This window comes from Paenibacillus sp. FSL H3-0457 (genome assembly GCF_037981725.1).
Lineage (GTDB): Bacteria > Bacillota > Bacilli > Paenibacillales > Paenibacillaceae > Paenibacillus > Paenibacillus amylolyticus.
Window position 1 is genome coordinate 5,869,024 of record NZ_CP150283.1, and the last position, 15,477, is coordinate 5,884,500.

The 15,477-nt window shown below is 46.3% G+C and carries 9 protein-coding genes and 1 riboswitch; of the genes, 3 read left to right on the forward strand and 6 right to left on the reverse strand.

All coding sequences use genetic code 11. The annotated features are described in order from the left end of the window. Positions 1–43 precede the first annotated feature (43 nt). Positions 44–463: a hypothetical protein gene (locus tag MHH25_RS26105; RefSeq protein WP_340018525.1), complete on the reverse strand. Its 420-nt coding sequence runs from the start codon at positions 461–463 to the stop codon at positions 44–46. A 241-nt stretch (positions 464–704) separates the two neighbouring features. Between MHH25_RS26105 and MHH25_RS26110 the strand changes: the two genes are divergently transcribed. The 3 genes from MHH25_RS26110 to MHH25_RS26120 all read left to right on the forward strand — a co-directional run bounded on the left by MHH25_RS26110 (position 705) and on the right by MHH25_RS26120 (position 4,881). Further along, positions 705–1,847, forward strand: coding sequence for a virulence factor (locus MHH25_RS26110; RefSeq protein WP_127546582.1), 1,143 nt, complete (start codon positions 705–707; stop codon positions 1,845–1,847). A gap of 147 nt (positions 1,848–1,994) precedes the next feature. Further along, positions 1,995–2,210: riboswitch (Lysine riboswitch) on the forward strand. 119 nt (positions 2,211–2,329) lie between these two features. After that, on the forward strand, positions 2,330–3,811 hold the full coding sequence (locus MHH25_RS26115; RefSeq protein ID WP_340018526.1) for an amino acid permease: 1,482 nt from the start codon (positions 2,330–2,332) through the stop codon (positions 3,809–3,811). Positions 3,812–4,239: 428 nt separating this feature from the next. Continuing rightward, positions 4,240–4,881, forward strand: coding sequence for a class D sortase (locus MHH25_RS26120; RefSeq protein WP_340018527.1), 642 nt, complete (start codon positions 4,240–4,242; stop codon positions 4,879–4,881). 125 nt (positions 4,882–5,006) lie between these two features. Here the strand turns inward: MHH25_RS26120 and MHH25_RS26125 are convergent, their stop codons facing one another. The 5 genes from MHH25_RS26125 to MHH25_RS26145 all read right to left on the reverse strand — a co-directional run bounded on the left by MHH25_RS26125 (position 5,007) and on the right by MHH25_RS26145 (position 15,355). Then, positions 5,007–9,518, reverse strand: a complete 4,512-nt coding sequence (locus MHH25_RS26125; RefSeq protein WP_340018528.1) for a collagen binding domain-containing protein — start codon at positions 9,516–9,518, stop codon at positions 5,007–5,009. 163 nt (positions 9,519–9,681) lie between these two features. Beyond that, entirely contained in the window at positions 9,682–10,809 is a 1,128-nt protein-coding gene (locus MHH25_RS26130; protein WP_036606951.1) for a transglutaminase domain-containing protein, read from the reverse strand. Positions 10,810–11,011: 202 nt separating this feature from the next. Beyond that, entirely contained in the window at positions 11,012–13,405 is a 2,394-nt protein-coding gene (locus tag MHH25_RS26135) for an S-layer homology domain-containing protein (RefSeq protein ID WP_340018529.1), read from the reverse strand. Positions 13,406–13,632: 227 nt separating this feature from the next. Then, positions 13,633–14,559, reverse strand: a complete 927-nt coding sequence (locus MHH25_RS26140; protein WP_340018530.1) for an alpha/beta fold hydrolase — start codon at positions 14,557–14,559, stop codon at positions 13,633–13,635. 169 nt (positions 14,560–14,728) lie between these two features. After that, on the reverse strand, positions 14,729–15,355 hold the full coding sequence (locus MHH25_RS26145) for a bifunctional 4-hydroxy-2-oxoglutarate aldolase/2-dehydro-3-deoxy-phosphogluconate aldolase (protein ID WP_340018531.1): 627 nt from the start codon (positions 15,353–15,355) through the stop codon (positions 14,729–14,731). Positions 15,356–15,477 lie beyond the last annotated feature (122 nt).

Below are 15,477 nucleotides of genomic sequence, written 5' to 3' on the forward strand. Positions count from 1 at the left end.
GTAACGATTAAAAAGTTAAACATTCTTTGGCCATATCTCTCTTTTATCTCATGGATAAGATGGGTGGTATGGCTATTTTTGAGTTATGGATAGACGAAGAATGAAACCAATTTTCCATATCCTTGATTAGTTGATTCGGGTCTTGCTCGTTCCAGAGAATCATCTTCATCTCACCCGTACCTGTAATTTCTTGCAGGTGACGCTTACGAATAAGGGATTGGAAATCCGTAATGACTAGTAACGGAAGTTGTGGCATAAAAGCCCGAATGGCATTTGCTGCTGACACCGCTTCTTCGGCAATCTGATAATCAACAATACAATAACGGGCATTTTCCCAACTTCCCCGATGTGTTTCTATCGCAGAACCAGATGTTGAGTCCTCAATCCAGTTCGTGAACAATTGAATAATATTCTCATATGCAATACGACGTTTTCCATCCGAGAGCACGGTAATGGGTTCCATAGGTATACCTCCAGTTGATTCTTATCTTTATTGTGCCAATTTTCGTTTAAAAATGTTTGTGCGTGAACATGAAAGAAGTGTTAACAAATTTCGCACTTCTTCACATTAAGTGTTAGACACGTCCACTTCACTTCTGGATGATTTCGCAGATTCCACACATTGATGTAAAATAGAGAAATACCCGTGTGGTTTAATTTACGGGAAGTTAAAGATGAATCTGGTACTATAGGAGGTTACATTGATGAATATTGTTTCCATTGAACCAACACCGAGTCCAAATACGATGATGTTACATCTCGATGAACGTCTGGAGGACGGAATTCGCAAAACATATACACTGGACAACGAACGATCTGCTCCGGCGTTCATTCGCCAGATGCTTCATATTCCCGGTGTAAAGAGTGTGTTCCACACAACAGACTTTGTGGCACTTGATCGTAAAGGGAATGCCGACTGGTCCGTTATCTTGGGCGAAGTCCAAAATCGCCTTGGACAGCACGGCATTGATCTGGACTGGATTGAATCCGAAGATGGTTCAGGCGAGCACTTCGGAGAAGCACAGGTATTTGTACAATTCTTCCGAGGTGTACCGATGCAAATTAGGGTCAAGGCCGGGGTCAAGGAAGAACGAATTTCGTTGTCAGACCGCTTTGTCAAAGCCGTAACAGAAGTCGCCAGTGCAACAATGATCAAAGAACGCAAACTGAGTGATTACGGTGTTCGATATGGTGAATTGCCTGATATTGCACGTGAAGTCGAGCAGGAATTGGAAGCCGCTTACCCGCCGGAACGGCTAGAGCAAGTCATTAAACAGGCCATTGAACATGGTACCAAATCCGAAGAGTTCGTCGAGCGCCGCCGTGAATTGGATGGAGCCGAACTTGAAGAGGCTCTGCGAAACGAAGACTGGAATGTTCGCTATGCGGCATTTGACAGCATGGAGCCTACGGCAGAAAGACTGCCTCTCGTAGCCCATGCCTTGCATGACAACAAAATGCAGATACGTCGCTTGGCTGTCGTATACCTGGGTGACATTCGTACACCGGAAGCGATGGAACTGCTGTATGAAGCACTTCAGGACAGTTCTCCTGCGGTACGCCGGACTGCCGGGGATACCTTGTCGGATATCGGTGATCCTGCCGCCACTCCAGCCATGACAGCTACGTTATCCGATAAAAGTAAACTTGTACGCTGGCGTGCAGCACGTTTTCTCTATGAGGTCGGAACTGAAGAAGCAGAGCAAGCGTTGCGCGTTGCAGCCGATGATCCTGAATTTGAAGTCAGCCTGCAGGCCAAGATGGCTCTGGAGCGGATCGAATCGGGCGAACAGGCTGCTGGAACGGTATGGCAGCAGATGGCTGGCCGTAATAAAAAAGAGGAATAGTCGTCTCTCAGACCTCACATCCAACAATTGTTATTGCACTGGAAAACCATGCGCGTTATACTGATTGTCTGTTTACTAAACAGGACACACGGTGTTAAGTTGTGTTGTTCATAATTTCATAGACAATAGATACACCTCATCCATTGATGGTGAGGTAGAGGTCGCGGGTGCGATCAGTACGCTGATGGAGGCGCTAAGGAGCCGCTTATGAGATCAGCCGAAAGGTGTACCCGCCGAAGCTCGCTGGACGTTCCTTATACGGTCCAGTGAGCTGGGGCTGCTGTCGAAAGGCGCAGAACTGTCACGGAAGTACATTTCCTTTATATAAAGGTATGAATTCTTCTGTGTTGAGCTATCTTAATCATCTGGGACATGGTGCGGACATTGAAATATTAAAGACCGCAGGCTGATGCCTGTGGTCTTTTTGTTTTTATGAATTCAAGTATCGCAAACATCAGTATATCGAATGAAGGAGTGTTCCCATGCAAGACCGCAATAACCCAACAACAACTGGACCTTCCCTGAAAAAAGGATTACGCGCACGCCATATGACGATGATCGCCCTCGGTGGCTCAATTGGTACCGGGCTGTTTCTCGCAAGTGGTACCGCCATCTCAACCGCAGGCCCTGGTGGAGCATTAATTGCCTATGTGGCCGTTGGCATCATGGTTTATTTCCTAATGACCAGCCTTGGTGAGCTTGCTACCTTTATGCCGGACTCCGGTTCATTTAATACGTATGCCGCACGTTTTGTCGATCCTGCTCTCGGGTTCGCCATGGGCTGGAACTTTTGGTACAACTGGGCGGTAACCATTGCAGCAGAGCTTGCTGCCGCTACTGTACTCATTAAATACTGGTTCCCCGACAGTTCATCCATGTTATGGAGCTTATTGTTCCTCGTGCTGATCTTTTCCTTGAACGTGTTGTCCGTTAAAGGTTATGGAGAGTCCGAGTACTGGTTCGCCATTATCAAAGTCGCTACTGTTATCATCTTCCTGGCCGTTGGTGTGCTCATGATCTTTGGTATTATGGGCGGAGAAGCCGTTGGTTTCAGCAACTTCACCATCGGTGATGCGCCCATCCATGGCGGATTCTTCGCTGTGCTTGGTGTGTTCATGGCTGCTGGATTCTCATTTCAAGGTACCGAGCTTATCGGAGTAGCTGCCGGTGAAAGTGAAAACCCGCGCGAGAATGTCCCTCGTGCAATTCGTCAGGTATTTTGGCGCATTCTGATTTTTTACATCTTGGCGATTACCGTGATCAGTCTGATCATCCCGTATACTCATCCGAATCTGCTCAAAGGTGACCTGGAAAATATCGGTGTCAGCCCGTTCACACTGGTGTTTGAGAAAGCTGGCCTCGCCATTGCGGCTTCCGTCATGAATGCCGTTATTCTGACTTCTGTACTCTCTGCCGGTAACTCAGGCATGTATGCTTCAAGCCGGGTTCTCTATGCCCTTGCCCGTGACGGTAAAGCCCCTCGTTTCCTCGGCAAGCTGAATAAAAAAGGCATTCCAATGAATGCACTTTTGCTTACAACAGCCGTTGGTATGTTGGCATTCCTTGCCTCCCTGTTTGGAGATGGGATTGTGTACACCTGGTTGTTGAATGCATCCGGTATGTGTGGTTTTATCACTTGGCTGGGTATCGCTATCAGTCATTATCGCTTCCGTCGTGCATACGTTGCACAAGGCAGGGATCTGAGCGATCTGCCTTACCGTGCACGCTGGTTCCCGTTTGGGCCGATCTTTGCTTTTGTCCTGTGTATTGTTGTGATCATTGGACAGAACTACCAGGCATTCACGGGTGATCAGATCGACTGGAGTGGAGCCATCGTTGCCTACTTGAGCGTACCCCTGTTCCTGGTGTTGTGGCTCGGTTACAAATGGATCAAAAAGACCAAAGTGGTGCCGCTACAGGAATGTGATTTCACACCTACTGATTCACCAAGTGATAAGCACTAACGAAGCAATATTTACACTTGCCACTTCGATGACAGAATAACCTTCCGATCGCTGTTATCCTCAGATTTTTTGATTCACTTTTACAAAGGTGAAAATCTGGTGATAAAGGCGCAGCGTATGCTTACGAAGTAGCTTTCTTGCAGAAAGCTTTTAGCTTCGCTTCTTCACGTTATTTCTGTCCTCTACGTTCTCATGTAAATGGTTAGTTTAACTTATACAGCTGATACGATTTAACTTCATATAAAAAAAACCTCCCCGTGGCGTTGCAGTCTTCCTACTGTAGCGAAACGGGGAGGTTTTGTTTGGATCGGCTTCCCCCTTCGAACATTTCTGTACGTCCTTTCGTCCCTGTCCATATTTTGTATAGGTCGGTAAGTAAAATAGAGAAAGGTATACTATTTTTCTTGGACAACGGGAGTTGATGTATAATGAAAAAATTCTCTATTCTGCTCGTTCTACTGGGCATCCTGATCATCAGCTTTCCTTTCCTGCGGGAAACGTATTATGACTGGCAGCAAACCCGTGTCATGAACGATCTGGAGCAATTGCAAAACGGCTTGTCTAAGCTTAATCACTCCTTCGAACAAGGCATGCAGGACGCAGCTTCCGCCGAGCCGACTACTGACAATACAGCTACAGTGCAAGAGCTCTCTTCGGATACGTTAGGGATACTATCAATTGACAAGATTGATGTCCGCTTACCGATTCTGGAGGGTGCAACGGAGGCTAACATGAAGGTAGCTGCAACCCATCTTGTTGAAACCACTAGTATCGGGAACAAAGGTAATGCTGCCATAGCCGCTCATCGCGCCCACAAAAAAGGACGACTATTCAATCGTCTGGGAGAACTCCAGATTGGTGATTCAATGGAAGTCACCCTGGCAGATCGAACGATTATCCAATACAAGGTAGATCAGATATCCGTTGTGGAGCCAACTGACTTATCTGTGCTGGAGGATCCCGGGCTTGGACAGGTCCTTACCTTGATTACCTGTGATCCACTCGTCAATCCAACACATCGCCTAATTGTAAGAGCTATTGCAGTGAAACCAAATGTTACGGGGACCTGATCCTCCCTAAATATCACCAAAAAATACCCTCTAGCATATTCACACGTCGACGCTAAGTCTTCGTAGTGATTGCTAAAGGGTATTTCTATCTCACACGATGAATTTTAGATACTGCGTGTTTCGATCTAGCGATGAAGCTGTTGTCTGCGGCGGAAGTACATGAATCCCGCGCTACCTAGCGCCATCAGCATCATGCCCACAGCAGTGTAAGCCATTGTGCTCTCTTCACCTGTTTGTGGCAGCATTCCCTGAGATCCAGAATTTCCGTTTGGCTGTGATGCAGAATTTCCATTGCCCTGTGATCCATCTGTATCCGTTCCAGCAGGAGGTGCAAGTGCACCATCCCCATCAGGTGCATCTGTATCCCCAACTGGAGGTGCAGTATCGTCACCGTTGGAATCGCCTGGTGTCGGTGTCACTACCCCGGAATCTTCATCTGTCGGACTTTCGCTTCCTCCCCCAGACTCTGTAGGTTCAGTTACAACCGTGCCTGGAACCGACGGATTTGGTTTTCCTGGTTCCGGAGTTACTGGTTTCTCTGGATCTGGTGTTACACCCGTAGTAGGTGTTCCCGGATTATAAGGTCCACTAGACCCACCACCCGATACCGGGATAGCTTGATTCGTTTTTTCCACAACTACAGCTTCGGTTTGTATGTTCGTAATTTCAAATGGTACGGGTGTTGTTTCCAACATGTATCCGTTAGGCGCTTTTATTTCAACCAACTGATATTTATTGATATCCAAGCCTTCAAGTACAATTTCACCTTGTTGATTGGTTGTCAGTGAAGCTTCATCTAGACCTGTTACCTTGTGGAATTTCCAATTCCCATTTGCATCCATCAATGCAGTTTGAGCTCGTAATTCAAATACAGCTCCTTGAAGGTGCTGAGTTCGACCCGCATTGGTTTTAATCAATTTCACAGAACGATCATTTTTTTTATTTTCAATGGTTAATTGAGTTTCCGGTTTGATAATAGATACAAGCGTCTCCGGCTGTTCAATAACAAAGCCTTCTGCCTTGGTCTCTACCAATGTATATGAACCATAATCCAAACCATCGAATTCAATGACCCCATTTAGGTCGGTTACTTTTGTATCGATGACAATGTTGGAACGATCACGCAATTCGAATTCAATTCCGCTTAATACGGACTTATCCTTGGCATTTACTTTGGTAACGACAAGTTTACCACCTGCACCCATTGCATTAGACTTCGTCAATGTAATACTCTCCGTCTGATTCTCTACAATCGTGAACGGAATTGATGTAGCATCCAATTGATAAAACTCAGGTGCCGCGACTTCTACCAGCTCATAATCCCCTGGCAACAGTCCACCTTTGGCGATCTTTCCATCTTCCCCTGTCGTTAACTCATCGATTTTCTCTCGCGTTGCTCCGTCCTTGGAGTACAATTCGAAAGTTGCACCCTTAAGTGTCTTGGAGGAGTCCACCGCATCTACCTTGGTTAATTCGAAGCCTTGACGAATCTTTTTATTTTCAATTTCAAAAGCGATATCCGCATCCTTGAATTCAATCGTTTTACCTGATGCAGAGCCATATTCAGGATCAACCAAGTATCCTGCCGGTGCAGATAATTCTTTTAACTTATAAGGTACACCGTTGGTTAGATTGTTTAATCGATAGTTTCTGGAGCTTTCAACCACACCATTCTCGTCCGTTGGTTTCAATGTTTCCAGAAGCGTAGTTCCAGACGCATTATAGATTGCAAATATTGCCCCCTCCAGCGGAACTCCTGTATCACTGACTTTGTGAATTCTGATTTTGCCCAGACCTGTAGAGGCTCCTCCACCTGCTCCAGCCAAGGAAACTTTGATTCCCGACTGATTACCTTCCCCGATTACCGAGGAAGATTGGCCTGCAAATTCAACCTTATTCTCAATTCGGGCGCCATGATCGGCATTAATATAAGACTGATATTCCAAAATGAATGCGGTATGGATATCTTTCTTGAAGGTAAAGGTAAATGTATTGCCCTCTACATTCAATTCATAATCAGCCGGATCAACAAGTCCAGCTTTGGTGGATACATTGCCTGAATTGTTGGCAGGTAAATTGGTTGCATATAATTTCAATGAATCAGCCAATAAAATCTGGTTCTCTGACAAGGTATCTGTTAATTGATTACCCGCGGGAATGAAAGATTGACTTGGATTGATATTTACCGTCCATGATGCTTTATCCGTTGTACCTTCTTGCTTCCCTGTTTTGCGCACGTATACACCACCGTTGGCAGGTGTAACACTGGCTGATCTATTAAATCGTATTGCACCACCCTCACCATCCGTCAGAACAGCCTGGTTGGCATATGCGCCTGCGACAGAATATGGTCCATCCAGACTTGTTTGGTACTGAATGCGATAAGCCATTTTGCCCATGTTACCCAGATCCAACGCAAAACCTTTACCGTCCGGGTTCAGCTGGAATTGACCAGGTGTGAGCGGAACCTCGCTACCTACAGCAGTAACATTATTGGCTCCCTGCAACTCTAACTCATGAACCTTCAATGAGCCGTCTACAAAAGATTGGTCTCCAGTGTACGCATCCTTAAGGATTGCGTCCTGAATATCAAACAAATTGTAGTTTACATCGATTGTCCAGGTGATCTTTTTATCTTTGGCGCTATATTCACCCTTTTTGTTACCATTTTGAATCGTGTAGTCCTGCGGTTTGACCGCAGCAGATTTTGTAATCGAAGTCTGTTTTACATCAGACTCTTCCCAATCGATCTTGGCTGAGTTACGATATTCATCATTCGTTGGCATACCCGCTGTGGGATCAAAGCTTGTCTTATAAGTAATAACATGCTCCGTACTGAGCGTTACGCCGTCTTTCAAGCGAAGTGAGAATCCTTTTTCATACGTTGGATCAGCCGGGTCTGGAGTCAGTTCAAAGTCCTCTTTGTTAACACCACTTACTTGAAGACTACCCGGAATCAGTTTCATATGTCTGCCTTCGTAATTGTCGGTGATGACGATATCCGTCATGTCCTGCAAATCACGGTTCAAAACAATCTGCCATTCGATTTCTTTTGTGTTGAAGTTTTCACTTTTTACACTCTTTGCAAAAATGACTTCCTGAACGTCTCTTCGGCCTGTTTTGGAAGTACCATCATACATGTTCACTGTGTTCGTAATGGTGTCGTTTGTATAAACACGATGAATAGATTGAGTATCATATTCGATCTCATAGGCCTTTGTAATATCGTTCTTAAAATGTAATCTAAAGCCATTATCGAACCCTGTACCCATCGCTTCGAGTGTGTATTCATTCGGATTGATCAGTGTTCTGTTGGAAGCCGCTCCACTTGCATTAATGTCCACTTGATACACTTTGACGGAATTGTTGATCAGTTGCTGTTTTGCCGTATCAAAGCGGTCTTCAATCCATGCATTCGTTTGCATAATTTCTTGCTGATTGTAGTTATATTGCACTTTCCATGTGACCGTCTGTGTTACCGGATCATACGCACTATCTTGCCCTGATTTGTTCAAAGGCTCATTAAAACTCACACGAACTCGGCCAATATCTGTTTCGTCGTGCTCGCTTTGATCCGTTGTAAGCGCAACCTGGTTTTGATACTCCACGTTGGTGAACGGAGCAGTGGTTGGTGCTTTAACACTCGTCGTATAAGTTACACGATAGGCCTTATCTGTGTCTCCCAATTGAATTGGAAACTGTGGTTCCGTTTGAACTACTGGGCCTTCTTTAACAGATCCATTCAATTGCACTTCCAATTCGCGAATTTCGATATCGCCCTTGAGCTCTAGCCCTGTTGGGAACGTGTCTGCAAGAACAGCATTTTTCATAGCCTTCTCGCCTTGGTTAAAATCTACGGTCCATTTAATCTCATCCGAGTTGAAGTTCTCTTTGTTTGCGCTTCCCGATTTCTTCAACTTATCTACAGCTGTGTTGGCAAAATGTACATCAATGATGCCCTGCCCTACGGAACTAAAGTCTATCTCCTGTTTCAAGCCATCTTCCATCTTGCTCTCATCGAACTTGATCCACACGTAGAAGTTGCCTTCCAGCTTCGCATGCTCGATCAATTCATTAAAGGTAAAGATGATTGTGCCATCTGGATTCACCACATACTCTCCAACACCACCATCCAGATTACCCTTAAGCTGCGATCCGATGATGAATTTATCGGGCAAGTTAAAGGTGAACGTAGAGCCATCGCTGTAGTTGTGGTTGTCATCTGCAAGTCCCCATGTAAAGACTACAGCCACCTCATCCTGAATGCGTGGTCGAATATCCTCGATTTTATCTCCTTTGACTTCAATCGTGCCATTCCCGTTGTCTTCTGGTTCCTGATTGTACATCTGCACACTGGTAATCAATTGATCTGTAATTACCGGACCTGCAGCTGCCATTGCTAGACTGCTCTGGTTGAGGTTTCCCTCCCCCTCTTCTTCCGGAGTGGCAGCAACGTCAACGTTGTTGACCTCTTCCGAACCTGCCAAACCTTCTTCTGATGCTGTATCGCTGATTGCACTGGCTGGCAAATTAGTTAATTCATCCTGAGCATGCATTGTTGGTGTAAATATCCAACCCTGCATCATTTGCGTGACCAGTAACAGAGCAATGATCACTATGCTCACTTTTTTCCTCATTTTTTGCATATCCTCCTCGTACGTAGTGTTGGCATACGCCGAAGATTAGAATAGCAAAGCGACATATACAAAAAATAGACAACACTAAAATCCTCGTTTTTGAACACAAAATTGAACACAAAAAAGGATACTCCTCAAGCGGAGTATCCTGTTCAAACGGTTGTTATAGTGTCCAGTTAATTTTGACGCGCAGATCCGTAGTACCTTCCATTTTGGACACATAATAAGATATCGATTTCATGCCAAGTTGGTACAAATCCTGCAAATCTTCAATCAGTCCAGCCTCCGTACCCTTGTACCTGAATGTCAGCGAGGTTCCGCCTTCCTTCAGCTTACTCTGAACTTTGGTCTTCAGCGCAGCATGGCCTTTAACGGCATCCTGTTCATCATACAGGGAATAGTCCAGAGCATGGTACAGCTTCTGATAAGCGGCTTTTTTGCTATCTCCGGCCTTCACCAGCTTTAATAAAGCTTCTCGATATGGGGCTGGCGCAGCGGGGTACTTGCTTTTGCCTGTCCAGATATGGTCACGTGCCATCTCATCATCACTCAGCAAATAGTAGCTGTGGCTAACCTTACCTTTGCGATCAGGGGTAGGATCATCCCAGGTGGTGTCCATGTGATACCACTTGCCGTCCAGGTTCACGATATTCCAGGCATGAAGCTGCCCGCCCGCTGTACCTTCCACAATCCGGTTATCGATACCTACTCGCTCCAGCATCCGATATGCCAACAGTGAATATCCCTGACAGACGGTACTGCCTGTAACAAGCCCGTCGTAGGCCGTATATTTCTTCAACGAAGTATCGTAGGAAAGGTTAAGCACAATCCAGTCATGGATGACCTTGACCTTCTCATGATCCGTCATGCCTGGTTTGATGATTTCTTTCAACACGTTTGTGACTTTACGATTCACATAATCGGTCTGCTCCTTGGTCTCCCGATAGGAGAGAGTCACATGCACCTCGGCCGACACATTGGAGCCTTTATAATTAAATGCATAACTTTTAACGGTATATTGGATATAGGGGTCACTCTTCATTGCCTCATCGATGGAGGTTTGTAATTGTTTTTTGAGGCCTTTCACATTGCCTTTGTATGTAAAAACAAGTTCCTCCGTTCGCTGTGACATTGCGGTAAGCAAGGTCTGGCGCAAATCTGTTGCCGTGGATATATCTGATGTCCCTGATGCAGCATACAGTTGATCCAGATCAACCGTACGTGGTAACGCTACAGCAATCAGACAGCCTGCCAGCAGTATGGTGATAATTCGTTTCCCGTTCTTACCCATGAAAGGAACCCACCCTTCTTTGCAAAGTTCTCACGCCCTATTGTATCACAAAAGGCTCTGTCGTCATTCTTCTAGTTTTGTAAAAATTAAATCAAAAGAGACCTTCTATGGAAGGTCCCTTTGATCTTTAGTTCATTGAATCACGATTACCCGTTATCTTCATCCTATGTTTCGTTTGGTCACGATATGAGTGATTCCTCGTCTAATACAGGCGATTACCACTCATAAACGTATCTGTTTTACCTTGAAGCTTCGCCAGCCGTTCCAATACCTGTGACGCTTCAGCTACCGTCACTTTACGTGCAGGCATGAATCGTCCTTCAATCGAAGGAAGCAATCCCAGCTTCAAACTCAGGGAGACCGCTCCCTTACTCGTAATGGCACTGGCATCCGCAATGTTGGGAAGATCCGATGGCAACGTATAGAATCCGGCCAGCTTCTCATAGCGTAAAATACGTACAAGCAGCACTGCCAATTCTTCACGTGTCATCTCTTCCTGCGGATTCAAATTCTGTTCAGGGTCCGCTCCCGCAAGCCAGCGCTGATCGATTAATGCCCGAACTGCCTTATAATAAGGGCTGTCAGGTGTCACATCAGCGTATAACTTGTCGTCTCCGTCCCCACTGTAGTACAGATCCATATTTGGATTAATCGCTCTTGCCAGATAGTTAAACCAATCTCCTCGGGTGATCACACGATCCGGGAATACGCGTCCCTGCTCATCAGCAAGCAATACGCCATGCTGTGTCATATTGCTTAGAGCCGCTTCGGCCACATGACCCAAGATATCCGTAGGTTCAGCCTTGGTTGCGGAGCTTGTGTCCCCGTATAAAAGCTTCCACTCCCCTGTGTTCGCATCCAGCGCTTCATAGTTGCCATAGATCGAATTCTCATCACGTGTAGGCATATAAGCAAGGTTCACCCCCGCTGGGATGACTTGACCACCGTTCATACCATATCCGCCATAACGGGAATATGCGAGGATCAGCTTGAATTCCTCCAGATAGAGTGCCTTGGCCTCTTCATAACTGATGGCTGGCTTAACATCTGCCGGCAGTTGTTCAGGCGTTGCCGCAATACGTGTATAGAACTCGTTAATCGTCCCGTTGTTTAACACCTGTACTTGTGCCGTATCTTCCTTAACCGGAATTCCGTTCAGATAACGCTGGAACAAAAATGTGCGAGCATCATCCACCTCAATCACGTTAGCCAGTCGGAACTGCTCCGTTGCGTCTGGAACTAGCGCAATCACCGTGTCCATCGCCAGTTTCTCAGCCTGCTTCCGGGTTACCAATTTGCCTGCCTTCTCCTCAGCCAGCTTCTCCTGTTCCATCTCCGGACCCATTCGTTGCATCATCGTATAACTGTAGATCTGCCCGGTAACTGCATCTACCTGTGCTGAGATATCCCGCATGAACATATAGGACATATTGGCACTTCGATCACTCCAGCTCAGACTCCACACCTGATTGTTCGGACTCGAGTAATATCCCTTGCCCAGCTGGTTATGTTCCAGCTTATAACCCTTGGGAATATCAAAGTTCGTTGCGACCCGATTGGCGGCCTGCTGTACATTTAACCTCGTACCATTGGCCGGGACAAAAGGCGTTACATCACCTTTCAACTTCGTATCCTGCTGCAAAGAATCTTCATCCACAGCTTTACCTGTTAATGTATTAATCCGTTCCAACGTATTGGCTTCAATCGGAATGATACTGATATTTTTTGGTGTATATGCAAGGTAATACTGCTGACCCTGTTTGGTAGATAGACGATCTTTGGCGATATAAGCCAGTTCCACATCGAACTGTTCTTCAAACTGCTGTCTGGCCTTCTCTTCTGAAGCTGCCGGTTTCGATGAGGGATACTTGGCTTCGATAGTACCTCGGGAGTAACCTGTCACCAAACCACTTTCATCCACATTAATGTAGACTGTCTCTGCGTCAGATAACAATCCATCATGTTTTAACTGGTACCCGTAACGATACTCTGTTCTGCCAAACAATGACTCTTGTTCGATGGAAGAATACAGATCTCCAATCGGAGCATATTCATTGTCCTTCAGACCTGGAATCGCTTGGTACAACAGTGCCACGGCCTTTTCTTCAGCTTGAGCTTTGGTTAACTTCACATCTGATTCCGAGACATGTTTATCCAGGATATCCGACGGCAAATGTACACTTAACACTTCCCCTGTGCCTGCATGTACAGTTCCACTGAATCCCGACGTATGATTGCCTTGTGTAATCTGGAACCCGATCTCCCACGCCTTGTATTCTGGCGGTGGATAGGAATTAGGTGAATCGAATCGTGCAGATGAGATCGTTGCTTTTTTTAATAATGGAAATAATTTCAGTATATTTTCACTGGCTTGCCTGGATGAGATTTTCGCTCCCTCAGGCACGTCATTGCTCGTTGCGTCTAGTTGTTCATTTTCCCCCGTTGTCGCTGCGGTCAACTGCTCTGCTTGCGCGGCTGATGCACTGCCTGCAAAACCTGGTGTTTGCGAAGCAAGCAGCAGTGTTGCCATCGCTGCGGTTGTTGCCTTGGTTGCGAACATTTTCAATCGTAAATTAAACTTCCAATTCAAACTCAAATCTGGACCTCTCCCTTCAATTTCATACAAAGAAGCATAACAAATAACCTCGCATGAATATTGCCAGTCTATTCTATGATACCATAAGCTTCCTTTTTAATCGTCGTTTTCGGGGCAATTTTACAAATGTGAATTTCTGCATATTGCTAGTAACAGCAAAAAAAACGCCAATTACGTTGGCGTTTTATCTGTTAGCCTGCACTCTTATGTAGGCTGAATCTACCTTGTCAACTACTCGCTTTAGACGAATCGTTCAACTTCGCCTGACCTTGGACATGGGTTTTCAAAAAGGGAATAACGGTGTCCCAGAAGGCGGGATCTTCCTCGGAACAACTGTGTCCTCCGCTGTTGACCCATAGATGTTCAACAGGCGGATCGGCTTTGGACATAAAATATTCAAGCTCACTCGGGGGAATGAAATTATCTCCCTTGGAGTGCACCATAAGCATCGGCAGTTGCATCCCCCTGCGCCGTTCATTCAGCATCATCACCGGATCACGCTGACGATAAGATTTCAGAGATTCACCCAGTCGCCAGAACCAGATTCTCGGAATTAACTGGGCCAGTGGAAACAAGGGCAGACGCCGGCGTCTCAGCTCTGAACTGACGATTACCTCAAATTGCGATGGCATCGAGTCCGTAATCACTGCTGATACAGGAATTCCCTCCGTCACTGCAAGAATCGTACCCAATCCCCCCAAAGAATGACCAAGCACTCCGATGGCATCTGCATCAATCTCCGGTCGTGCGGTCGTATACTGCAACGCCGCCAGCAGATCATCCCGGAACAAATAGGCAGATGCAGCACGTACCTGATCACTGGCCCCATGACTACGCACATCATACATTAATAAGGCATATCCCGCTTCCCAGATCGGACGTGCGTAACGAAGAACACGGGAGCGATTGGAGCCCCAGCCATGTGCAATAATAACGAGCGGCCATGGTTTCGAAATGTCGGCTCTGGCCGGGATGAACCAGCCATGCACCCGACCTCCCCCACTGTCAAAGGTCACATCCTCAAATGGCATTGGGGGTGTGAGTGTGATTGGAATCTTCTTGGGTGTCTGGCTCTTTACCGCTGCCTTCCATAAACCACCTGCCGTTACTGCGGCCACGGCGAGCATGCCGCCTATCATTGTTTTAGCTTTCACAGGGCATCTCTCCTCTCCGAATTCTGGCATACATCCATCATAAAACAATAGAATGAACGGCACGTTAAGCGACATGGGTTTTTATGATAAAGATTGATCCAACAATTAATCTAAAGGCACCTTCATATATATACCCAAATATACATATCCCTCATCTGATGTGGAAAACCTAGGCTTCAGCTGCTTCCACAAATCTCCGTGCACATGTTGCAATCTGCTCATGATCTCCTGCTACAAGAGCTTCTCGTGGTAAAAGTGCACTTCCCAGACCCACTGCAGCAGCGCCTGCTGCATAGTAGTCAGCAATGTTCTCCAGTGTGGCACCACCTGTTGCCAGCAGTGGAATATGATTCAGTGGAGCTTTGATCTCCCGCAGATACGGTATGCCCAGACTCGCCATCGGAAACAACTTCACAACTCGTGCTCCCGCTTCATGGGCAGCGACAATCTCCGTAGGTGTCATGGCTCCAGGCCAGATCTCGACACCATGTTCTACAGCATATTCAATGACAGACAGATCGACATTGGGAGATACCAGAAATTGTGCTCCTGCAGCGACTGCTTCCTTCGCCATCTGCACATTCAGTACCGTACCCGCTCCAACATAAGCCTTTCCTTCATGCCGCTCACGCCAGTCTGCAATAATATCATGTGCTCCAGGTGTGTTCAGTGTGACTTCCATTAGTCGGATGCCGCCACCTGTCATACCTTGTCCAGCTGTTACTGCCGCTTCGCGGCTTATACCGCGCACAATCGCGACCAGCCTCGACTCCAATAGTACTTCCGTCAGATTCATATCCAGTTCCCCTTGATTCATCAATTCGGCAGCCGAAGACAGGCAATCATCGTCACCGCTTTTCCGTTATTCATTATTGTAAAGCATATCCTCTCCTGGATGAAATCATTTGATCCAATATT

Coding starts and splice junctions, on each gene's coding strand:
- MHH25_RS26105 (WP_340018525.1), bottom strand. CDS start 463: ATGGAACCCATTACCGTGCTCTCGGATGGAAAACGTCGTATTGCATAT.
- MHH25_RS26110 (WP_127546582.1), top strand. CDS start 705: ATGAATATTGTTTCCATTGAACCAACACCGAGTCCAAATACGATGATG.
- MHH25_RS26115 (WP_340018526.1), top strand. CDS start 2,330: ATGCAAGACCGCAATAACCCAACAACAACTGGACCTTCCCTGAAAAAA.
- MHH25_RS26120 (WP_340018527.1), top strand. CDS start 4,240: ATGAAAAAATTCTCTATTCTGCTCGTTCTACTGGGCATCCTGATCATC.
- MHH25_RS26125 (WP_340018528.1), bottom strand. CDS start 9,518: ATGAGGAAAAAAGTGAGCATAGTGATCATTGCTCTGTTACTGGTCACG.
- MHH25_RS26130 (WP_036606951.1), bottom strand. CDS start 10,809: ATGGGTAAGAACGGGAAACGAATTATCACCATACTGCTGGCAGGCTGT.
- MHH25_RS26145 (WP_340018531.1), bottom strand. CDS start 15,355: ATGAATCTGACGGAAGTACTATTGGAGTCGAGGCTGGTCGCGATTGTG.